The organism is Paractinoplanes lichenicola (genome assembly GCF_016785085.1).
GTDB classification, from domain to species: Bacteria; Actinomycetota; Actinomycetes; order Mycobacteriales; family Micromonosporaceae; genus Actinoplanes; species Actinoplanes lichenicola.
On sequence record NZ_JAENHO010000012.1, the window covers coordinates 266,957 to 287,592 of the forward strand.

Annotated in this window: 22 protein-coding genes and 1 pseudogene; 14 read left to right on the forward strand and 9 right to left on the reverse strand. The window is 71.7% G+C overall.

The genetic code is table 11. The features are described from left to right. Positions 1-118 precede the first annotated feature (118 nt). Positions 119-544, reverse strand: a complete 426-nt coding sequence (locus JKJ07_RS37020; RefSeq protein ID WP_236030506.1) for a TOBE domain-containing protein — start codon at positions 542-544, stop codon at positions 119-121. Between the two features lie 48 nt (positions 545-592). Between JKJ07_RS37020 and JKJ07_RS37025 the strand changes: the two genes are divergently transcribed. Continuing rightward, positions 593-991 carry an NUDIX hydrolase gene (locus JKJ07_RS37025; RefSeq protein WP_202996630.1) on the forward strand — a complete coding sequence of 133 codons (399 nt, stop codon included), beginning with the start codon at positions 593-595 and terminating at the stop codon, positions 989-991. On the opposite strand, the gene JKJ07_RS37030 is transcribed toward JKJ07_RS37025, so the two are convergent. Further along, complete coding sequence (locus JKJ07_RS37030) at positions 961-1,428, reverse strand: hypothetical protein (protein ID WP_307834598.1); 468 nt, start codon at positions 1,426-1,428, stop codon at positions 961-963. The genes JKJ07_RS37025 and JKJ07_RS37030 overlap by 31 nt on opposite strands. 86 nt (positions 1,429-1,514) lie before the next feature. Between JKJ07_RS37030 and JKJ07_RS37035 the strand changes: the two genes are divergently transcribed. Continuing rightward, entirely contained in the window at positions 1,515-2,432 is a 918-nt protein-coding gene (locus JKJ07_RS37035; RefSeq protein ID WP_202996631.1) for an RNA polymerase subunit sigma-70, read from the forward strand. Next, a complete protein-coding gene (locus JKJ07_RS50495) occupies positions 2,429-2,806 on the forward strand; it encodes a DUF6069 family protein (RefSeq protein WP_236030507.1) in 378 nt (125 codons plus the stop codon). The genes JKJ07_RS37035 and JKJ07_RS50495 overlap by 4 nt, the downstream gene beginning before the upstream one ends. Before the next feature lie 182 nt (positions 2,807-2,988). On the opposite strand, the pseudogene JKJ07_RS52320 reads toward JKJ07_RS50495, so the two are convergent. Further along, a pseudogene (locus JKJ07_RS52320) lies at positions 2,989-3,210 on the reverse strand (CPCC family cysteine-rich protein); the annotation flags it as partial. 85 nt (positions 3,211-3,295) lie between these two features. Here JKJ07_RS52320 and JKJ07_RS37045 point away from each other — a divergent pair. Further along, complete coding sequence (locus tag JKJ07_RS37045) at positions 3,296-4,729, forward strand: hypothetical protein (RefSeq protein WP_202996633.1); 1,434 nt, start codon at positions 3,296-3,298, stop codon at positions 4,727-4,729. A gap of 181 nt (positions 4,730-4,910) precedes the next feature. Further along, positions 4,911-5,669, forward strand: a complete 759-nt coding sequence (locus tag JKJ07_RS37050; protein ID WP_202996634.1) for a phosphotransferase — start codon at positions 4,911-4,913, stop codon at positions 5,667-5,669. Between the two features lie 3 nt (positions 5,670-5,672). Here JKJ07_RS37050 and JKJ07_RS37055 read toward each other — a convergent pair whose 3' ends face one another. Further along, positions 5,673-7,799 carry a beta-glucosidase gene (locus tag JKJ07_RS37055; RefSeq protein ID WP_202996635.1) on the reverse strand — a complete coding sequence of 709 codons (2,127 nt, stop codon included), beginning with the start codon at positions 7,797-7,799 and terminating at the stop codon, positions 5,673-5,675. A gap of 247 nt (positions 7,800-8,046) precedes the next feature. Here JKJ07_RS37055 and JKJ07_RS37060 point away from each other — a divergent pair, with 247 nt between their 5' ends. The 4 genes from JKJ07_RS37060 to JKJ07_RS37075 all read left to right on the forward strand — a co-directional run bounded on the left by JKJ07_RS37060 (position 8,047) and on the right by JKJ07_RS37075 (position 11,813). Then, positions 8,047-9,213 carry a zinc-dependent alcohol dehydrogenase gene (locus JKJ07_RS37060; protein WP_307834599.1) on the forward strand — a complete coding sequence of 389 codons (1,167 nt, stop codon included), beginning with the start codon at positions 8,047-8,049 and terminating at the stop codon, positions 9,211-9,213. A gap of 52 nt (positions 9,214-9,265) precedes the next feature. After that, positions 9,266-9,652, forward strand: coding sequence for a DUF6394 family protein (locus JKJ07_RS37065; protein ID WP_202996636.1), 387 nt, complete (start codon positions 9,266-9,268; stop codon positions 9,650-9,652). Positions 9,653-9,660: 8 nt separating this feature from the next. Next, complete coding sequence (locus JKJ07_RS37070; RefSeq protein ID WP_202996637.1) at positions 9,661-11,412, forward strand: potassium channel family protein; 1,752 nt, start codon at positions 9,661-9,663, stop codon at positions 11,410-11,412. 164 nt (positions 11,413-11,576) lie between these two features. Further along, complete coding sequence (locus tag JKJ07_RS37075) at positions 11,577-11,813, forward strand: hypothetical protein (RefSeq protein WP_202996638.1); 237 nt, start codon at positions 11,577-11,579, stop codon at positions 11,811-11,813. On the opposite strand, the gene JKJ07_RS37080 is transcribed toward JKJ07_RS37075, so the two are convergent. Continuing rightward, entirely contained in the window at positions 11,814-12,806 is a 993-nt protein-coding gene (locus JKJ07_RS37080; RefSeq protein WP_202996639.1) for a chemotaxis protein CheB, read from the reverse strand. It lies immediately after the preceding gene. Between the two features lie 118 nt (positions 12,807-12,924). Between JKJ07_RS37080 and JKJ07_RS37085 the strand changes: the two genes are divergently transcribed. Beyond that, positions 12,925-13,131 (forward strand): hypothetical protein, encoded by a 207-nt coding sequence (locus JKJ07_RS37085; protein ID WP_202996640.1) that lies wholly within the window; start codon positions 12,925-12,927, stop codon positions 13,129-13,131. A gap of 51 nt (positions 13,132-13,182) precedes the next feature. Here the strand turns inward: JKJ07_RS37085 and JKJ07_RS37090 are convergent, their stop codons facing one another. Further along, positions 13,183-13,812: a DedA family protein gene (locus JKJ07_RS37090; RefSeq protein ID WP_202996641.1), complete on the reverse strand. Its 630-nt coding sequence runs from the start codon at positions 13,810-13,812 to the stop codon at positions 13,183-13,185. A gap of 69 nt (positions 13,813-13,881) precedes the next feature. Beyond that, on the reverse strand, positions 13,882-14,676 hold the full coding sequence (locus JKJ07_RS37095; protein WP_202996642.1) for a CPBP family intramembrane glutamic endopeptidase: 795 nt from the start codon (positions 14,674-14,676) through the stop codon (positions 13,882-13,884). A gap of 72 nt (positions 14,677-14,748) precedes the next feature. On the opposite strand from JKJ07_RS37095, the gene JKJ07_RS37100 reads away from it, so the two are divergent. The 3 genes from JKJ07_RS37100 to JKJ07_RS37110 are packed head-to-tail and all read left to right on the forward strand — an operon-like array spanning position 14,749 to position 18,266. After that, positions 14,749-16,473, forward strand: coding sequence for a sensor histidine kinase (locus JKJ07_RS37100; RefSeq protein ID WP_202996643.1), 1,725 nt, complete (start codon positions 14,749-14,751; stop codon positions 16,471-16,473). Continuing rightward, positions 16,464-17,129 (forward strand): response regulator transcription factor, encoded by a 666-nt coding sequence (locus JKJ07_RS37105; RefSeq protein WP_202996644.1) that lies wholly within the window; start codon positions 16,464-16,466, stop codon positions 17,127-17,129. Before JKJ07_RS37100 ends, JKJ07_RS37105 begins: the two co-directional genes overlap by 10 nt. A gap of 9 nt (positions 17,130-17,138) precedes the next feature. Continuing rightward, positions 17,139-18,266: a winged helix DNA-binding domain-containing protein gene (locus tag JKJ07_RS37110; RefSeq protein WP_236030508.1), complete on the forward strand. Its 1,128-nt coding sequence runs from the start codon at positions 17,139-17,141 to the stop codon at positions 18,264-18,266. Between the two features lie 165 nt (positions 18,267-18,431). Here the strand turns inward: JKJ07_RS37110 and JKJ07_RS37115 are convergent, their stop codons facing one another. Together JKJ07_RS37115 and JKJ07_RS37120 are read right to left on the reverse strand one after the other, a co-directional pair. Beyond that, positions 18,432-18,845: an RICIN domain-containing protein gene (locus tag JKJ07_RS37115; protein WP_202996645.1), complete on the reverse strand. Its 414-nt coding sequence runs from the start codon at positions 18,843-18,845 to the stop codon at positions 18,432-18,434. 77 nt (positions 18,846-18,922) lie between these two features. After that, the gene (locus tag JKJ07_RS37120) at positions 18,923-19,963 is read right to left on the reverse strand and encodes an EamA family transporter (protein ID WP_202996646.1); all 1,041 of its coding nucleotides are present in this window, start codon (positions 19,961-19,963) and stop codon (positions 18,923-18,925) included. Between the two features lie 86 nt (positions 19,964-20,049). On the opposite strand from JKJ07_RS37120, the gene JKJ07_RS37125 reads away from it, so the two are divergent. Then, entirely contained in the window at positions 20,050-20,631 is a 582-nt protein-coding gene (locus tag JKJ07_RS37125; RefSeq protein WP_202996647.1) for a CGNR zinc finger domain-containing protein, read from the forward strand. Positions 20,632-20,636 lie beyond the last annotated feature (5 nt).

The window sequence follows — 20,636 nt, forward strand, 5'->3', positions numbered from 1 at the left end:
CCCTGTCTCTCGGCGTTGATAGCCGGGCCAGACTGGCACAACTCGAGGGCCCCGAACGGCCCCGAAAGCCGCGACAAGGAACACCTTGACCCACCCCCTGAGGTGCGGGTTTAGGGTGTCAGCCCACCGCTAGGCTGACCTCGGTCGCCTTGACCAGAGCGGTCACCTCGGCCCCCGGCTCGAGCTTGAGCTCCTCGGCCGCGTCCCGGGTGATCGCGGCGGTGATGGTCTCGCCGCCGGGGGTCTCGATCCGCACCGTGCTCATGGCGGCGCCGGAGCTGACGCTGGTGACGACCCCGGGCAGCCGGTTGCGGATACTCAGACCCTCCACCGCACCCGTGGCCACGGCGACCTCGGTCGACTTGACCATCGCGCGCACCGGGGTGCCCTCGGCCAGCTTCAGCTCACGGGCCGAATCGGTGGTGATGGCCGAGGTGACCTCCTGGCCGCTGTCGAGGCGCACGGTGACCGCGCTCATCGCCTCGCCGGACGCCACGGAGACGACCCGGCCCGGAAACTGGTTGCGCGTGCTCAGCTGCATCATTCAACCCACGCTACTGCGCTCCGGGCCGCTGGCATTACGGTTCGCGGGATGGAGATCGCGGCCACGAGCAGCACTGTTGTGTATCGGAATCGGTGGATGACGGTCCGGGAGGATCGGACCGTGCGGGTGGACGCCGACCCGATCGAGCTGGCGCGGGGTGAGCTGGCCGAGGAGACCGGGCTGCGGGCCGCCACGATGACGCCGCTGGGGCACCTGTTCGAGGCGTACGGATATTGCGACCAAGGCTTTCACGTCATCTTGGCCACCGGGCTCGAGGCCGGGGAGCAGCGGCTCGACGACGAGGAGGCGGGGCTGATCACGCGCTGGTTCGCCGAGGACGAGCTGTGGGGGCTGGTCGAGGCGGGGCGGTTCAAGGATGCGCCCTCGCTGGCGGCGTTGGCGCTCTTCGGGCGGTATCAGGGCAGGCGGCCGACTGCCTCGGCGTAGTAGAGCGACTCCTCGAGGTGGAAGGCGACCTGGCGGATGGACCAGGCGTCGGAGTCGCGGTGGTCGAGTTCGACTTCGGAGAGCAGGCGTAGGCGGACCTCGAAGATCTGGCTGAGCCGGGTCAGGCGGCTGCGGGCCTCGTCGAGGTCGAGCGGGGTGAATTCGGCCAGGTCGGCGGCGGTGGTCGTGGCGGAGGCGTGCCAGCGGTCGGGGATCGTCGGGACGCCGGCCAGCCGGGCCTCGATCTCGGCCAAGTGGTCGATGAGGTGGTCGGTGACGCGGCGGATCGCCTTGTGCGGGGTGTAGACGCGGTCGTCGGCGGGCAGCGGCACCCCGTTCCACCGCGGCCACGTCTGGGCCAGGTCGAGCACCTGGGCGATCATGCCGGTCACTACGGCGGCGGGGTCACGGTCGTCGGTTACCGGGGTGTCGGACACCGCGCGAGGGTAACGCGGGTGATGAGTTTTCGCGGTCCTGCCCGTCATATCTACGACCGGACACGACGAGGATCGAGGATGACGTGATGACCGCGGACACCCAGCTGGACTTCGAGCGGCACCGGCGGGAGCTGCACGTGCACTGCTACCGGATGCTCGGCTCGTTCGAGGACGCCGAGGACACGGTGCAGGAGACGTTCCTGCGGGCCTGGCGCAAACGGGAGACGTTCGAGGGGCGGTCGACCGTACGGGCCTGGCTGTATCGGATCGCCACCAACGCCTGCCTGGACCGGCTGGCCCGCACCCGGCCGGAACCGGCGACCGGCGGCGAGGTGCTGTGGTTGCAGCCCTACCCGGACCGGCTGCTCGACGAGCTGCCGGCGGGTGACGCGGACGGGCCGGAGGCGATGGCGGTCGCGCGGGAGACGATCGAGCTGGCGTATCTGGTGGCGGTCCAGCATCTCGCGCCGCGCCCGCGGGCCGTGCTGATCCTGCGGGACGTGCTCGGCTGGGCCGCGAAGGACGTGGCCGAGCTGCTCGGGGATTCGGTCAACTCGGTGAACAGCGCGCTGCAGCGGGCCCGGGCCGGCATGCGGGAACATCTGCCCGCCGAGCGGCAGGACTGGACGGGCGGCGAGGAGGACGCTTCGACTCGCGAGCTGGTGCGGCGCTTCACCGAGGCCAGCGTGGCCACTGACGTTCCGGCGCTCGCGGCGATGCTGCGCGAGGACGTCCGGTGTTCAATGCCGCCGACGCCGGGGCTGTTCGTGGGCCGCGACGCTGTTGTCCGGGATTGGACGGAGGGCGGCTTCGCCGAGATGCAGGGCCTGCGCGGCATCCCGGCCGCGGTGAACCGGCAGCCGGCCGTCGCCTTCTATCACTGGGGCAAGCCGTTGACCCTCGACGTGCTGCGGATCAGCGACGGGGTGATCACCGAGATCACCACGTTCCCGGCCGATCGGTTCGCCGGGCTCGGGCTGCCTGAGCGGCTGGATGCGGAATGAGGCGCATCATCTTGGCCGTCGTCGGGGCCACGGCGGCCACCGCTGCGGGTGCCGCGCTGGCCGGCGCGGCCGGGATCGACTTCGAGGTGGTCGACGGCGAGGCCATCCCGGTGGCCGGGTTCGCCGTGGTGACCGCGTTCTTCTGCCTTGTCGGCGTGGTGATTGCCGCGGGTTTCCGGCGGTGGAGTGCTCGGCCGGTCGAGCGATTTGGGTGGACGGCGGTGGGGCTGACCGGGGTCTCGCTGATTCCGCCGCTCCTCTGCGGGGCGGCGGCAGCGACCGTGGCCGCCCTGATCGCGTTGCACGTGATCGCGGCGGCGGTGATGATTCCGGCTTTGGTGCGAAGCCTGCAAGCTCGGGGGCCGCTGCCGTGATCAGAAGTCGGGTGGTCGCGGTTCAGCCCCCCCCCCTCGAACCAGGCGACCGATCTGTTGCGCCACCAGTAGAGGACCGTCCGGTTCTCGGGCCAGGGGCGTAACTGCAGGCTGGTGGGCTCGAAGCGGTCCCGGCGGGGGTCGATGGGGCGCCAGCCGGGGATCACCGCCTCGCTGTCCTCGGGGGCGCGGACGAACTGGCTTCCGTGCTCGTCGCAGGCGCCCAGGGAGCGGAAGTTCTGTTGGGCCTCGATCAGTGAGACGCGGTTGGCCCCGGAGGGCAGGTTCGGCCACCTGAGCTGGGTTACGTCGTCCTCCCAGAAGCAGATGGGGCAGATCGCCCACGAGCCGGGTGGTTCCGCCATGGTTTGGTGGCCGCAGCAGACGCAGGGATAGGCGATCACCCGTGCACGATATTCGGTCGACGGGGTGGGGCGGGCGGGTCGATACTGGTCGGCTGGTCACCCCGATCGGCGGACGGGGATCGACATGTCGGAGATGGACGTGCTGGTGCGGCTGCACCGGGGGTTGAAGGAGCGGCGGGCGCCGCAGGCGGTGGCGGTCGATCTGCTGGAGCTGGGGGCCGAGAAGTGGCTCAGCGCGGTCGGCGTACGGGATCTCTATCGGATCGTGCGATACGAGCAGGCCCACCCGAAGGAGCTGCGGATGCCGGAAAACTGGCGGCGGCATCCGGGGCTGAGCCGCGCGTACGAGGCTGCGGCGGGAGCGGTGGCCGGGATAACAACTATCAAACCAGCCGACCCGGACGACCCGGAGTCGCTGCGGCGGTGGCTGGACGGCGCGCTCGAGCTGCTCGGGCTTCCGCGTGACGAGCCCCCGGCGGCGCGGGCGACCATCCCTCGCCGGGCGCGCGGCCCCTATCGGCGGCTGCCCAAGCCGCGTGGCGCCCGCGGTGACCACGGCGGGCACGCCGACGCGAGGGAACGCATGGACGCCGCGACCCGCCGGGAGCGGCTGCCCGGCGTTTCCGTGCGGACGTACCGGCGCGCGGTCCGGGCCGTGCTGCATCTGCAGCAGCGCACCGAGGTTCTCGCCCAGGAGCGGGATCGGGAGGCGTCGATCGCGTTCGGCAAGGCCCGGCTCGCGCATCTGGTGTCCGAGGCGGAGTTTGCCGCGTGCCCGGCGACGGCCGCGTTCACCGCGTACTACGTGGCCCGGCTGAACATGCGGACCCAGTTCACCAGCGGGAGCCAGACCCGGCCCATGGACACGCTCGCCGAGGAGTTGCTGGCGGGTGCGCTGGCCGCGCGCACCTGCCGGCCGGCCGTGCTGGCGTCGGTGCTGACCCGGTGGAGTGTGCTCGATCGGCTCAGCGACGTGCAGTGCGGCGAGCTGCTGGGCCGCTACTACGAGCAGCTCGCGGCGTCGGCCCGGGCGTTGCAGCGCAGCTATGACATCCGGCGCGACCCGGCACACATGGTGGTGCGGGCGGGGGACGACTCGTCGACGTGGAACGCGGCCAGCCGTGCGTTCAACCAGGCCCGTACGGGATGGCTGAATGCGACTCTGGCCCTGGGTTACGACGACGTGGTCGAGGCGAGCTGCCCGGGCAAGGTGCCGGCCCTCGTCGCGTCCGACGTCGCGGCGTGGCATCAGTTCGACGGCGGCGAGCAGCACACCGACGTACGGGTGTGGGCCGCCCTGCCGCTGCCGTGGGAGGTCGTGCTGGGCGAGGACGACTGCCCGGCCGAGCTCGTGCGCGAGGTGTGCCGGCATTTCGGGATCGACGCCGAGGCCACGGGCTGGACGCAGCCCTACCGGCAGGACAAGACCGAGCGGCCCGAGCCGGCGCCCGAGCTGGTGCACGGCGTGACCGTGTCCTCTCCCCTGCTGGCGCATGTGCTGCGCAGCAACGGGATCTTCTCGGGACAGAGCCAAAATTACGTTGTGGGCGAGGCGTAAAGTGAGATCCGTACGGCGATAGCTCAGAGAGCCGGAGGAGGCTCCGGCCAGGCAGAGCGGGCGGCTCACTGACCTTCCGCCCCGACCCCGTTTCGACCACGGGTCGCCGCACATGCGTCCGAGCCGGGTGCCGTCGAGATATCGGCGGCATCCGGCGACGATAGCGGTTACCGTCGCGGCCATGGTCGATCATGAGATGTTGCAGGACAAGCCGCATCGCAACGTGGTTCGCATCGGCGACACCGTGCGGCGGCCGTTGCAGCCGTGGTCGTCCAGCGTGCACGAGTTGCTGCTGCATCTCGAGCGGATCGGCTTTCCGTATTCGCCGCGGTTCAAGGGCATCGACGACGAGGGGCGCGAGGTCGTCACGTTCCTCGACGGCGACTCCGGTCCCGACGGGTGGGCCCGGGTGGTCGACGAGCGCGGCCTGGTCAACATGGCTCGCCTGCTGCGGGAGTATCACGACGCCGTACGGGGATTTCGCCCGATCGCCGAGGCGGGATGGGCCGGTTATGACGGGGACGGCGAAATCGTGCTGCACGGCGATTTCGGGCCGTGGAACCTCGTCTGGCACGGGGTGCAGCCGGTCGGGATCCTCGACTGGGACTACGCGTGGCCGGGGCGGCCGGTGCACGACGTCGCGTACGCGCTGGAATATGTGGCGCCGTTCCGCGACGACGCCATGTGCCTGGAGTGGCTGGCCTATCCGGAGCCGCCGGACCGGCGCCGTCGCTTGGAGACCTTCGCCACGGCGTACGGGATCGAAGTGGAGGGTCTGGTCGACGAGGTGATCGCCCAGCAGGAGGCGGTGTGGCAGCGGGCGCGACGGCTGGCCGGCCAGGGCATGCAGCCGCAAGCCGAGTGGCGGGAAACCGGCTTTCTCGACCGGACGGCCGAGCGGATCGCGTGGAGCCGGGAGAACCGCCACCTGCTGGAGTGAGCATCAGAGGCGGAAGTCGGCGCGCCGGCCGCCCACCTCCACCCGATACGTGCCCTTCGCCGTCTTCCAGCCGCCCGACCAGTACTGCAGCAGGTGCAGGTCGGACAAGTCGGAGCGCGAAAGCGTCAAATCGACCGTACGGCTCTGGCCCGCCCCGAGGGTGACCCGCTCGAAGCCCACGAGACGCCGCGGCGGCTCCCCGGTCGAGGCGGGCAGGGTCGCGTACGCCTGGGCGACCTCGGTGCCGGCCCGCTTGCCGGTGTTGGTCAGCCGCACCTTGATCCGTACGTCTCCGTGCGCCGACGAGACCTGCAGGTTCGAGTATTTGAAGGTCGTGTAGGACAGGCCGTGCCCGAACGGGAAGAGCGGCTCGATGCCCTCGCTGTCGTACCAGCGGTAGCCGACCTTGAGCCCCTCGTTGTAGTCGACCTGGCGGATCCCGTCGGCGACCACGCCCGGATATTGCGCCGCGCTGCGGGCCGTGGGGGTGTCGGCGAGCGACTTCGGGAACGTCATCGGCAGCTTGCCCGACGGGTTGGTGTCGCCGAACAGCAGCGACGCGATCGCCGGGCCCATCTGCTCCCCGGCATACCAGGTCTCGAGCACGGCCGGCACCTGCGACAGCCAGGGCATCTCGACCGCGCTTCCGGTCTGCAGAACCACCACCGTACGGGGGTTGGCCGCGGCCACCGCCGAGACGAGCGCGTCGCCGTTGCCCTGCAGCCTCAGGTCGGTCAGGTCGTTGAACTCGCCCATTAGCACGTACGCGAAGACCACTGCCACGTCGGCCGCCCTCGCCGCCGCCGCGGCCGCCGCCACGTCACTGCCGTTGTCGAAGCTGACGGTCGCGCCGTTCTTCGCGGCCCGGGTGCGCAGCCCCTCCTCGGGTGTCACCAGATCTTCGCACTGCAGCGTGGCCGGGTTGCCGAAGCGCCAGGGCAGGCTGCACACCGACGAGGCGCTGACGCCGTCGGTGGGCGTACGGGAAGCTGTGGCTCCGATGACCGCGATGTCGTCACCCTTGCGCGGCTTGAGCGGCAGCAGGCCGGTGTTCTTGAGCAGCACCGACCCCTGCTCGGCCGTGGCCCGCGCGATCGCCTTGTGCGCCGGCGTCGACGCGTCCTCGACCGGCGTGGCGGGCAACGCACGATCGAAAAGACCCCCACGTACGTACGACCGGACGACCTTGAAGGCGGCCGCGTCGATCTGCTTCTGGGTGATCTGCCCGGCCGCCAGCGCCTCGTCGAGCCGGGCCGGGGTGAACCAGATCGGCCGGTTGAGCTCCTGATCGAGACCGTTGACCAGGCTGGGCGCGGTCGAGTGGACCGAGCCGAAGTCGCTCATCACATAGCCGTCGAAGCCGATGTCGTCCTTGAGCACCCGGTTGAGGCGCTCGTTCTCGCAGGCGTACACGTGGTTGATCTGGTTGTACGAGCACATGACGCTCTCCGGGCCGCCGCGCTTGACGGCGATCTCGAAGGGCAGGTCGTAGATCTGGCGCAGCGTGCGCTCGGTGGCGTTGGACGAGCTGGTCTGCCGGTCCAGCTCCTGCTCGTTGGCGACATAGTGCTTGAGCGTGGCCAGCACCCCGCGGCTCTGGATGCCCTTGACGCCGGCGGCCGCCATCACCCCGGTGAGCAGCGGATCCTCGCCCAAGTATTCGGGCGTGCGCCCCGACAGCGGCGTGCGGCCACTGGCCAGGCCCGGCGCCAGCAGCACGTTCTTGCCCTTGTCGAACGCCTCGCTCGCCTGGGCCGCGCCCTTCGCGTACGCCAGGGGCTGGTTGAAGGTGGCCGCAGTCGCGATCGTGGCCGGGAAGGCGGTCACGCCCGGGGTGAACCGCACGCCGTCGGGCCCGTCGGAGTAGACAACCGTCGGCGTGCACGGCACCTGCACGGGATAGACGACGCCCCCGGTCCACTCTGTCTGCTGCGGGCTGTTGGCGGGCTGCTCGACGAGCCAGCGGTACTTCTGGTGCTGGGTGCTGGCCGCAAGCAGCGCCTGAGCCCGCCTCTCGGGCGACTTGCGAGTGTCCATCCACGGGTAGGACTTGCAGTCGGCGGCGGCTTTGTCTGTGGCCGCGGTCAGGGCGAGCGGGGCCAGCAAGGCGAGGACGAGGAGTCGCTTCATCGACGATCCCTTCTTTGATACGTTTCATTCTTGTGGCGAGAACGTTTCGGGCTTGGTCCACATCGTGCGATCGCATTGACGGACGCCGCTAGGACGAGGTGCACGGCAACTAGCACAGAACACACCTGAGCCCGGGTGTGGTTGGATCGCGACTGATGGAACTCCTCTCGCTGACCGGCCCCGGCAGCCACCGGCTGAAGCGCGAACCCGCCGACTCCTGGTTCGACACGGCCCGGGACTTCTAGCCGTGCGCGCGGTCGTGGCCAATCTGTCCGTGCCGCGCTATCTGCTGACCGCCGCCCATCAGCGGCTCGGGGGCATGCTTTCGCTGCGGGACGACTGGCCCGAGCCCGCGCTGCCCCAGGCGCCCGGCTGGGTGCGGCTGCGGCCCGAGCTCGCCGGCATCTGCGGCAGCGACGTCGGGGTCGCCCGGGCCAAGTCGTCGCTGGTGCTCAGCGCCTTCTACGCCGCCCGCCACCAGATCCTCGGGCACGAGATCGTCGCCGTCACCGAGGCCGGCGAGCGGGTCGTCGTCGACCCCATCGTGTCCTGCTTCCACCGCGGGTTCCCGCCGTGCCGCTCCTGCCGGGACGGTTTCCCGTACGTCTGTGAGCGCTTCGACCAGCCCGGTGTCACCGGTTGCCACGCCCCGTCGCTCGGTTTCGACGCCACGCTGGGCGGCGGCTGGGGCGAGGTGCTGGTCGCCCACGAGTCGCAGCTGCACCCGGTCGGCGACCTGCCGTCGCGCCGGGCGGTGCTGGCCGAGCCGGCCTCGATCGCGCTGCACGCCGCCCTGCACTGGCCGCGCCGCGGCGACCGGGCCGTGGTCATCGGCCCGGGCACGATCGGCCGGCTCGTCATCGCCGCCCTGCGCCGCCTGCACCCCGGCCTGGACATCACCGCCGTGGGGCCGGGTCCGACCGAGGCCGACCGCACCCTGCCGCCCGGCCCGGGGGTGGTCGAGACCCTGGCCGAGCTGCACGGCGGCCGGGTCATCCGCCCCCGCCTGACCAAGGTCCCGCTGCTCGAGCAGGGCGTCGACGTCGTCTTCGACTGCGTGGGCCTCGCCTCCACGATCGACCTGGGCCTGCACCTGCTGCGCCCGAGCGGCATGCTCGTGCTGGTCGGCGGGGCCGGCAAGCAGCCGGTCGACTGGTCGCTGGTCTGGAACCGCCAGCTCACCGTGCAGGGCAGCGTCAACTTCGGCCCCGAGCCCGCGCTCGACGGCCGGCACACCATGGCCCAGGTCGTCGAGTGGCTGCACGATCCCGCCTACCCGGTCGACGACCTGGTCACCCACACGTTCGGCCTGCCCGAGTGGCGCACCGCGCTCGCCACGGCCGCCGCCGGTCCGCGGGCCGGGGCGGTGAAGGTCACTCTGCGGCCCGACCCCCGTTTACCGTTGATCCACTAGGAAACAAGACAGGAGTTGGTCGCTGCACTAGCGTGTGTGCCGAGGTGAGCGCGTGAGTCTGGAAAAAGTGATCTTCGGCTTCTTCGTCCTGCTGGCCGCGACGCTCAACTTCGGGTTCTTCATCGGGGACATCTCCGACGCGGCCCTGCACAACGAGTACGAGCTGTTCGCGGCCGTGGTGGTCAATCTGATCGCCACCGTCCTCAAGTTCGGCGACCGCACCCAGATCGGGGCGGTGCACCTCGCGACCAGTCTCGTGGCCGACCTGCAGCTGATCGCGGCCACCATCACCTGGGTCTACGCCACCCAGATCTCCGGCGCGGGCATGACCCCGGAGAACACGGCGAGCGTGGTGTCGCTCTCGGGCGGCGCGCTGCTGGCCAACCTCGTCTCGGTCGCCCTGCTGGTGATCGAGACGACCACGTTCCGCCGCCGTTAGGCCGCACCATGAAAAAGCACAGACCCCACCGCCGTACGAGGATCGCCCGCCCCACCGAGAACTCGTCGACCGTCTTCCTGGTGCTGCGGCGGATGCGCGCGCCGCTGATCGTGCTCATCCTCATCTTCGCGATCAGCGTGTTCGGCCTGACCCTGATCCCCGGCCAGGACGCCGACGGCAACCCCGTACGGATGGGGTTCTTCGACGCGTTCTACTTCATGAGCTACACGGCCACCACGATCGGGTACGGCGAGATCCCGCATCCGTTCACCGGGGCGCAGCGACTCTGGGTGACGCTGACCATTTATCTGACGGTGATCGGCTGGGCGTACGCGATCGGTTCACTGCTGGCCACCCTGCGCGACCGGGCGTTCCGCGAGGCGCTGGCCCTGCGCCGCTTCACCGGCACCGTCCGGCGCCTGCGCGAGCCGTTCCTGCTGGTCGTCGGGTACGGCCAGACCGGTCAGATGCTCGGGCAGGCCCTCGACGCGCTGGGCCGGCGGTTCGTCGTGGTCGACAACTCGGCCGAGCACGTCGACACGCTCGACATCGACCCGTACGTCGCGGACGTGCCGGGCCTGGTCGCCGACGCGGCCAACCCGCACACCCTGGGCGTGGCCGGGATCGAGCACCCGGCCTGCGAGGGTGTCGTCGCGCTGACCGACAACGACGAGGTCAACCTGATCGTGGCGATGACCGCCGCGCTGATCCGCCCGGGGCTGCCGGTCATCGCCCGTACGGTGTCGCCGGCGATCGAGCACCGCATGCACGCGTTCGGCTCGCCCACCGTGGTCAACCCCTTCGACCGGTACGGCGATCACCTGCGCCTGGCGCTGCACGCTCCCTCGGCGTACCTGCTGATGTCGTGGCTGGTGCGCGGCGAGGGCGCCGAGATGCCAGCCCCGGGCCGCCCGCCGGCGACGGGCCGCTGGGTGGTGTGCGGCTTCGGCCGGTTCGGGCACAAGCTGATCGAGGATCTGCGGGCCGACCACCTCGAGGTAACCGTCATCGACCTCAACCCGGAGGCCGAGCCGGGGCTGACCATGATCGAGGGGGACGCGTCCGAGCCGTCGGTGCTGGCCGAGGCCGACCTCGCGACCGCGGCCGGCTTCGTGGCCGGCACCGACAACGACGCCACCAATCTCTCGCTGGTCGCGGCGGCCCGCAAGGAGAACCCGGCGCTGTTCATCGGCGCCCGGCAGAACCGGCCGCCCAGCGCGCCGCTGTTCGCGGCGATGGAGATCGACTGGCTGCTGGTGCCGAGCGAGATGGCCGCCCGCGAGATCTACGCGCGGCTGAGCACGCCGCTGCTGTGGCGGTTCCTGCAGGAGATGCCCGAGCTGGGCGAGGAGTGGGCGGCCGACACGCTCGAGCGGATGCAGGCGTACTGCGGCATGCGGCTCGGCCCGGTGTGGAAGGTCAACCTGACCGAGCAGGAGGCTCCCGGGGTGCGGCCGTGGCTGGGCGCCGGCATCACGCTCGGCGATCTGCTGCGCTCGCCCGGCGACCGGGAGCGGCGGCTGGACGCCGTGCCGCTGATGCTGCTGCGCGACGGCGAGACGACGCTGCGGCCGGACGACGACGTGACGGTGACGACCGGTGATCAGCTCCTGCTGGTCGGCCGTGGACGCACGCCACGCGCGCTGCTCGACACGCTGACGAACCGGGTCGTGGCCGAATACGTCCTGACCGGACGGCACATCCCGGCGGGCTGGGTCGCGCAGCGGGTGACCGGCCGGATCCCCGCCTCCCCGGACTGACCGGGGCGTTCGTCGAGCGATTCTGGACGATCGTCCAGATTTTCACTTGCAAGCGCACTTGCACGTGCAGATGCCCTTGTGCAGCTGCAATGGACAGCGCAGGATGGACGCCAGCGTTCCAGATCCCGTCGCCCATGACCAAGGGCCCGGCCCGGTGAGGTGAGATGACCATCGACGACAGACCCGTGGGGACCGTCTGGACCTTCGCCGAGGAGGACTACCGCTACGGCATCGGCCCGCTGCGCATCCGCCTCGACCGGGTGCTGGCCGGCTCGCCGCTGCAGCACGACGGCGACCTCTGGTACGAGGTGGAGGGAGTCGAGATGAGCGACCAGGGGCTGGTGGTCGGGCCCCGGCGGGTCACCGTCCGGGCGTCCCGCCTGCCCACGATCCGCCGCTAGCTAGTTCTCGAGGACGATGTCGGGGAAGTGCTTGCGGATCACGTCGGCCGCCCCGCGGATCTCGTCGGCGGCGGCCCGCTGGTGGTTCACGCTGATCCCGCCGGCGCCGCGCGCGGCCAGGTCGTCGTAGACGCGGGCCTGCTCCTCGAGGATGCTCAGCGCGGTCCACAGCCCCTGCTCGATCTTGTCCTGCTGGGCGGCCACCAGGCTCTGCGGTGACCAGATGTGCCCGATGTGGCAGGTGTAGTGCACCGCCGCTCCGGACTCGACGATGTTCATGCCGCCGGAGCAGTCGGGGCAGCTCAGCGCGGCCGGCCGGCCGGGCTGGCGGCGCTCGGAGATCTCCAGTTTGTGCTCGGCCATGTCAGTCTCCGCGATCAGGTCCGCGTCGGGGCTCGGCGCCGCCGCGGGGACCGGCTCGCCGAGCAGGGTCTGAATGCCGCGACCGATCTCGGCCACGGGCAGCGCCACGGCGTGGGGCACGACGTCCAGCGCCGACTGCGGCATGCCGGGGCAGATCGCCGTGCCCGGATCCTGCACGATGCAGGCGCCTCCCGCGGCGTCGACGGCGGCCAGCCCGACCGCGCCGTCGTCCAGGTTGCCGGAGAGGACCACCGCCACCGTACGGGCTCCGCGCCAGCGGGCCGCGCTGCGGAACAACGCGTCGATCGAGGGACGCGCGCGATTCTGCTTCGGGGCCCCGCTGAGCAGCATGTGCCCGTCGCGCACGAGCAGATGCCGGCCGGGCACGGCCACCCACACGTGGCCGGGACGCAACTGCGCGCCGTCCTCGGCCACCGACACCGGCAGGGACCCGCTGCGGCCGAGAATCGCCGCCAGGTTGCTCGGGCTCTGGGCGGGCATGTGCAGCGCGATCAGCACGGCCGCGGGCAGATCGGCCGGCAGCCCGGCGACGACAGCGCTCAGCGCCTCGACACCACCGGCCGAGCCGCCGAGCACCACAAGGTCACGCCGGCCCGCCGCATCAGTCATCCGAGCGGTATCCCCGATCGGCGCCCCGCTAAACGGCGTCCGGAATCGTCCGAACTTGAACCACCCTTACCGACGTCGGCCGACCCTCGAACCATCGGCCGACAGGATCGGGGGAAACATGAGAAGAACGAGTCGGGTCGTCGCGCTCATCGGCGCCGGCCTGGTCGCGGCGACGGCGGCGCCCTTCGGCTTCGACGAGACCGGACGGGTCAACGACACCAACAGCCAGGGCTTCGCCACGATCCAGAACCGCCAGTGGGGCCAGGACAGCTGGGCCGCGATCGACCTGAACACGAGCACTGCACGCCTGGACGAGCACTTCTGAGCATCTCATCGGGCCTGCACGGCGTTCTGCCTGCCGCCCGCGCGGGCCTGATCAGGCGGGCACGGCGGCCGGGCGGCGCAGGCGGCGGGCCAGGAACGGGACGACGCCGAGGCAGGTCGCGCCGACGGCGGTGAGCACGAGCCCGAGGCCGCCCGTGGCGTCGGCGCCCGCGGTGAGCAGCCCGACCCCGGCGAAGGCGCCCACCCAGAGCGCCGTGCCCAGGCCCGACCAGAGCACGAACCGGCCGAACGGCATGCGCACGACCCCGGCCACGATCGGGACGACCGCGTGCACGACGGCGACGAAACGAACAGCCACGAGCGCCGGTGCGCCCTTGTCGCGCAGGTAGCTCTCGGCCCGGTCGAAGCGCTCGGCCCCGATCCGGCGGCCCAGCCGGGTGCCGCGCAGGCGCGGGCCGAAGGCACGGCCCACCGCGTATCCGGCCATCTGACCGGCCAGCGCCCCGGCGGTGCCCACGGCCAGCACGGCGACGAAGCCCGCGGGGCCGTCGGGCAGCGAGCCGGCCAGCATGACCACGGACTCGCCGGGCACCAGCAGGCCGGCCAGGAACGTCATCTCGACGGCGGCGGACAGGAACGTGAAGACCAGGACCGTCCATCGGTCGAGCGTGGACAGCCAGTCGACGAAGGCGGTAGCGGCGTTCAACAGTTCGGCGAGCACGGGATCAGCCTGCCGGTCCCGCGCCCGCCGAGCCATCGGGGCCGCACCCCTAGTTCACCCTGAGAATATTCAGGGCTGCACGATAGGGGTCGTCAGGGCCTCCCGCGGGGGTCGCCCGGCCGGGGCCTCGGGCGGCCGCACGCGCCAGGCCCCGCGGTCGAGCACGATCAGGGCGAGCGCGATCACGGTCCAGGTGACGCAGCCGAGCGTGAGCAGCCGGTCGACGTCGTCGCCCGCGTAGCCGAAGGTGCCGGGGACGATCGTGCCCTGCGTGACGTGGAACAGCATGGTCAGCAGCACGCTGCCGCCGGAGCGCCGGAACAGCCAGCAGTAGACGAACGTGATGACGAACGTGGTCACGATGCCGATCGGGCCGACCCGGTTGCCCATCTCGGTGAACAGCAGCGGCAGGTGCCACACCGCGACGACGGCGCCGAGCACGGCCGCCGAGACGAGCGGGGCGTGTCGCGTGTCCAGGCGGGGCAGGGCGAAGCCACGCCAGCCGGGTTCCTCGCCGAGCGGGCCGTCGAGCGGGTTGACCCAGCGCAGCGCGAACAGGATCGCCAGGTCGGCCCACGCGAACCGCCACGAGCCGCCACCCATGATCGCGGCGGTCGAGAGGATGACGAGCAGCGGCAGGCCGATCGCGGCCAGATAGCACCACCACGGCACCCGCCAGCGGATCATGCGGCGGCCGAGGTCGCCCAGGGTGCCGGTGACGGCGGCGACGATCAGCGCGGCGAGCAGCGGCGAGACGGGGAACATGCCGCCGCCGAACGGCCACGGCGCCCAGCCGATGACGAAGGCGAGCACGAAGAACGAGACGAGTGGGTGGCGGCGGATCGCCACGGCAAGTGTGGTCATGCCCTCACGGTCGTCCGGCGGCGGGGCTGTGGACACCGTGCCGGCCAGTCGTTCACAGGCCGGTTTTCTGGCATGTTCACGGCCGGTCGGCCCGCCTATCCTGCTGGCATCGAGGGGCACAAAGTTCCCAGCCGTACGCTGCGGATCGCCCTGGCCTCGGCCGGTGCGGGTGCGGCGGCGATGTCGGTCGCCCTCGCGCTGCCCGCCGGCCGGATCGAGCAGGCCGCCCTGTTCGTCTGGATCCTGCTGGCGTACGTGTGCTGTGGTCTGCTGGCCTGGACGCGCCGGCCCGCGAGCGCGTTCGGGCGGCTCATGGTGCTGGTCGGCTTTGGCGCCGCGCTGTCGAACCTGGCCTGGTCGCCCCACCCGCTGCTGTTCACCGCCGGGCTGGCGCTCGACCTGCTGGTCGTCGTGCTGTTCCTGCACGTGTTCCTGGCCTTCCCGACCGGCCGGCTGAGCGCCCCGGCCACGGCGCTGGTCGGGGTGGCGTACGCGGTCTCGATCGGTTTGCAGCTGACGGCGATGGCGCTCGGCGCGTTCGGGCCGGGCAACCTGCTGCGGGTCGTCGACGCGCCGCGGGCCGCCGACGTCGTGCACACGGTCCAGCTGGTCTTGCTGAGCGCGCTGCTGCTGGCCGGCGTGGTGCTGCTGGCCGTGCGGCGCCGGGCCGACAATCTGCCGCTGCGGCGCTCGGTGCGCTGGCTCGTCGACGCGTTCACGCTGGGCCTGGTGTCGCTGGCCGTCCTGCTCGTGATGGGGGTGCTGTCGGCGCCCGGGTTCGCCGTGGTGCAGGCGGTCACGCTCGGGGTGCTCGGCCTGGCCCCGGTCGCGTTCCTGGTCGGGCTGCTCGACGCGCGGCTGGCCCGGGCCTCGCTGGGCGAGCTCATGGTGGCGCTGCGCTCCGAGACCGGCGACCTCTCCCCCGCGCTGGCCCGGGCCCTGCGCGACCCGACCGCCCACCTGCTCTACTGGCTGCCGCAATACCGCAGCTGGGTCGATCACGAGGGCGCCCCGGCGACCCTGCCGGAATCGGTCACGCTGATCCGGCGGGGCGGCGAGCCGGTGGCCGCGATCGCCCACCATCCGGCCGTGGCGGCGGAGCGCGACCTGCTCGAGGCGGTCGTGGCGGCGGTCGAGATGGTGATCGACAACGGCCGCCTGCGGGCCGAGCTGCGGGCCGGGCTGGCCGAGGTGCGGGGCTCGCGCGCCCGGGTGGTCGAGGCGGGCCGCCGCGAGCGCCGCCGGCTCGAACGCGATCTGCACGACGGCGCGCAGCAGCGGCTGGTCGGGCTCTCGCTGCGGCTGAGCCTGCTCGAGGCGCAGCTCGGCGACGACCCCGCGGCCCGGCGGGCGCTGGCCGAGGCCCGGGACGAGGTGGCCACCTCGCTGAGCGAGCTGCGCGACCTGGCCCGGGGGCTCTATCCGGGCGTGCTGACCGCGCACGGGCTGGCCGTCGCGGTCGAGTCGATCCGGGCCCCGGTGCCGCTGCGGCTCGACGTCGGCCTCGACGGGCGGCTGCCCGAGGCGATCGAGGTGGCGGCCTACTACGTGGTCTGCGAGAGCCTGACCAACGTGGGCCGGCACGCGGGCGCGTCGTCGGCCGGGGTGTGCCTGCGCCGGGCCGGTGACCGGTTGGTGGTCGAGGTTGACGACGACGGGACGGGCGGCGCGGACACGAGCCGGGGCAGCGGGTTGCGCGGATTGGCCGACCGGGTCGAGGCCCTGGGCGGGACGCTGCGGGTGTGGAGCCCGGCCGGCGGCGGCACCCGGGTGCGGGCGGAGCTGCCGTGCGGGTAGCCATCGCGGAGGACAGCGTGCTGCTGCGCGAGGGCGTGGCCAGCCTGCTGACCGGGGCCGGGTTCGAGGTCGTGGCCCGCTGCGGCGACGCGTCCGCGCTGCTGCGGGCCGTGGCGGCGCTGCGACCCGACGTCGCGGTGGTCGACATCCGGATGCCGCCGACGCACACCGACGAGGGGCTGCGAGCCGCCGTCCAGATCCGAGCAGACCATCCCCGTACGGGGGTGCTGGTGTTGTCGCAGCATGTCGAGCCCGCGTTGGCCATGCGGTTGTTCGCCGGCTCGGCGGCCGGGGCGGGTTATCTGCTCAAGGACCGGATCGGCGACGTCGCGGAGTTCGTCGACGCGCTGCGCCGGGTGGCCGCGGGCGGCACGGCGGTCGACCCGGTGATCGTGTCGGCGCTGGTGTCGCGGCCCCGGCCCGACGACCCGCTGGCCGCGCTGACCCCGCGCGAGCGTGAGGTGCTGGAGCTGATGGCGACCGGCCACTCCAATCAGGGCATCGCGGACCGGCTCTACCTGACGGTGCGCGCGGTCGAGAAGTACGTGTCGAGCATCTTCGGCAAGCTGGGGCTGCCCGCCACCGGCGGCGAATCGCGGCGGGTGCTGGCGGTGCTGCTGTTCCTGCGGCCGGAAAGTGACCGCAATCGTCGTTAGCGTGGCGCTATGGGATTCAGTTGGTCCTCGATCATCGCCCGGCGGGTGGCGCGGAACTACCTCGGCGAGCCCGGCACCGACGCGGCCGACGTCGTGGGCGCCATGTGCGGCGCGCACGCCCAGGTGATGTCGGCGGCCTCGCTGTCGGTGGCGCTGCGGCTCGACGGGGGCACCCTTGACGCCGTACGGGATGCGGTGTGGGAAGACCGGACGCTGGTCAAGACGTGGGGGCCGCGCGGGACAGTGCACCTGCTGCCCGCGCGGGACCTGGGGCTGTGGGCGGGAGCGCTGGCCGCGCTGCCGCACTCGGCCGTCTTCGGCGCCGACGTACGCATGACGCCGGCGCAGAACGCGCAGGTGGTGGCGGCGCTGGACGATGCCGTGCGGTCGGCGGACGGGCCCCTGAGTGTCGACGAGCTCTCGGCCGAAGTGGTGCGGCGGACCGGGTCGTGGGCCGGTGACCTGGTGATGCCCGCGTTTCAGACCATGTGGCCGCGGTGGCGGCAGATCGTCGGGTCGCCGCTGACTCAGGGCGTGTTGTGTTTCGGAGCCCCGCGCGGGCGGAAGGTGACCTATACGAGCCCGGCGGTGTGGGCGCCCGGGTTCACTTCGTGGGAGCCACGGGCGGCGCTGGCGGAGCTGATCAGGCGCTATCTGTGGTCGTACGGGCCCGCCACGCCGGCCGAGGTCGCGCGGTGGCTGGCCGCGCCGGTTCCCTTTGTGACCACCGTTATGGCGGGCCTCGACCTGGACCGGATCTCGGCTGACGCCTACCTGGTCGCCGGGGACGACGCGTTTCCCGATTCTGTCGGCGGTCTGCGGCTCCTGCCCTATTTCGACGCGTACGCCGTGGGCTCGCACCCGCGCCGCGTGGTGTTCCCGGGGCGGGCCTTCGAGCGGGCGCTGGCACGGGGGCAGGCGGGCAACTATCCGGTGCTGCTGATCGACGGCCTGGTGGTGGGGGTCTGGCACCAGCGACGCTCGGGCCGCCGGGTGCACGTGACGGTCGAACCGCTCGAACCGCTGTCGCGGGCCCGGCTGTCCGCGTTGGACGACGAGGTGGCCAGGCTGGGCCTGGCCCAGGCGGCCACCCCGACGCTGACGATCGGCGCCGTCACGGTCGGCGCGCACGCCTGACAGTCACTTGATGTTCCACTGCTGACTCCACGAGCCGTAGCAGTCCCACATGTGCAGCTTGGCCCCGGTGACCTGCGACGGCCCGGGGATGTCGAGACAGCGCGGATATTCGAGGTTGCGCAGCTCACGCCAGTTGCCGTTGCTCGCGCTGGTCCGGACGGCGTACTAGAGCTGATTGTCCCGCGGCGTGGCGAGGTCGTCGCAGGTGAACTGGTAGACCCGGTTGCCGTTGGCGTTCGGCGCGTCCAGCGACTTGTCGAGGCACTTGCCGGACTTGGCGTTGACGATCTGGACGACGTCGCGGCCCTGGTTCTGAGGGTCCGGGAAGACCACCCGTACGGTCCAGAACTGGTTGAGGTTGCCGTTGTAGCGGGCCAGGATCGCGTCGGCCCGGTTGTCGGTGCGGGCGCCGTCGATGCCGAGCACGAAGCGCTGGGCGCTGGTGGGCTGGGTCGAGCCGGGGTTGAGCACGCTGATGTAGACCGCGGCGGCCAGGGCCGGAGTGGCCGGAGCCACCGCCACGGCGACCGCGGTGAGGATGATTGCCGAGAGTGCCGCCAGACGTGGTCTTGTCCTCATGTGAGCCTCCCTTTTTCTGGGAAGCTTGCGGATTCGCCTTGCCGGGGCGGCGGTTTCCGGACGATCCCGGACGGGGGTCAGCCGGTGATCACTGCACGCTTTGTTTCCGCCGGCTCGTCGCGAGGCTCGGCCTGTGCGGCTGCGGGCGGCTCGGCTGCTGCGGCCGCGGGCGGCTCGGCTACTGCGGCCGCGGGCGGCTCGGCTACTGCGGCCGCGGGCTGTTCGCCGGGGATCGCGGCGATGCCGGCCAGGATCAGGGCGCCGCCGAAGATCTGGAGCAGGGTCAGCGACTCGCCCACGACCAGCCACGCGAAGATCGAGGCGAACACGACCTCGAGCAGGCCCAGGAACGACGCCAGGCGCGAGCCCAGCCGCGACGAGCCGGCGATCCCGGTGGCGTACGCGATGGCCGTGCCCGCGACAGCGACGACGCCGAGCGGAACCCACCAGGGAGCGGTGGCGCCGAGCAGCGGAACCGTGCCGCCGACCGTCTCGAACGGGATCGCGCCGGTCAGCCCGACCAGGGCCAGCACGACACCGCCGAGCAGCAGGCCGGAGCCGGCCAGGGCCACCGGCGGCAGACCATCGGCGGGGCGGGCCGCGACGACGAAGTAGACGGCGCAGCCGATGGCGGCGGCGAACGCCAGCAGCAGGCCCAGCGGGTCGACGGCCTGCAGCGCGCCGGGACCGATGACCAGCACGAGGCCGCCGACGGCGAGCACTGAGCCGAGCAGCACGGTCGGGCGCGGCATGCGCCGGGTGGTCGCCCAGGCCCAGAGCACGAGCAGCAGCGGTGCCAGATATTCGATCAGCAGGGCCGTCGAGACCGGGATGCGGGAGATCGCGGCGAAATAGGTGAGCTGGGTGAACGCGACCGCGATGACACCCATGCCGAGCACCCGCCAGCGGGCCCGCCACAGGGCCGACCAACGGCCGCGCAGCGCGAACAGCACGAACGGCAGCAGCACGACACTGCCGGTCAGGGCGCGTACGGTGACGGCGGCGGCCGGGGACCAGCCGGCCTCGAGCAGCGGCTTGATGAAGGCGCCGGACGTGCCGAACGAGACCGCGGACAGGATCATCGCGATCAGCCCGACGTGCTTCGGTGCGAGCCTCATGGGTGCCGCCTCCCTGGTGCCGCGTGCCGTCATGGGTAAAATTCCGTACGCCCCTGACGCTAGGCCGCACTCAGTGAGGAGTCAAATTGCTTTTTGCCCCTGACACCGAGGAGTCGCTGAACTTTGTCGTGGCGTTGGGCAACACGTCGCCCGGCAGTTCCCGCAGCGGCGAGGACGAGCTGTCGACGACCGGGCAGCTCGCGGCCCTGCTGACCAAGTGGACGTACACGGGTCGCATCGACCACGACGAGGCCGAGCTGCGCGAGGTGCGCGACACCCGTACGTTGTTGCGGTCGGTCTGGGTTTTGGAACGCGACGAGGCGGTCGAGGTCGTCAACGGCATGCTGCGCGACGCCAAGGCCCTGCCGTTCCTGACCCGCCACGACCAGCTCGACTGGCACATGCACGCCACCTCCCCCGACGCGCCGCTGGCCGAACGGATCCGGGCCGAGGTCGGGCTGGCGTTCACCGACGTGATCCGCATGAACGAGACGAGCCGCCTGCGCATCTGCGAGGCCGACGACTGCGACGGCCTGGTGCTCGACCTCTCCCGCAACGGCTCCAAACGCTTCTGCACGGTCCGCTGCGGCAACCGGATGAACATGATCGCCTTCCGGGAACGCAACGGCTCTTCACTCGGGAACGCGAGGCGGGCGCGTAACGGCTAGTGTCG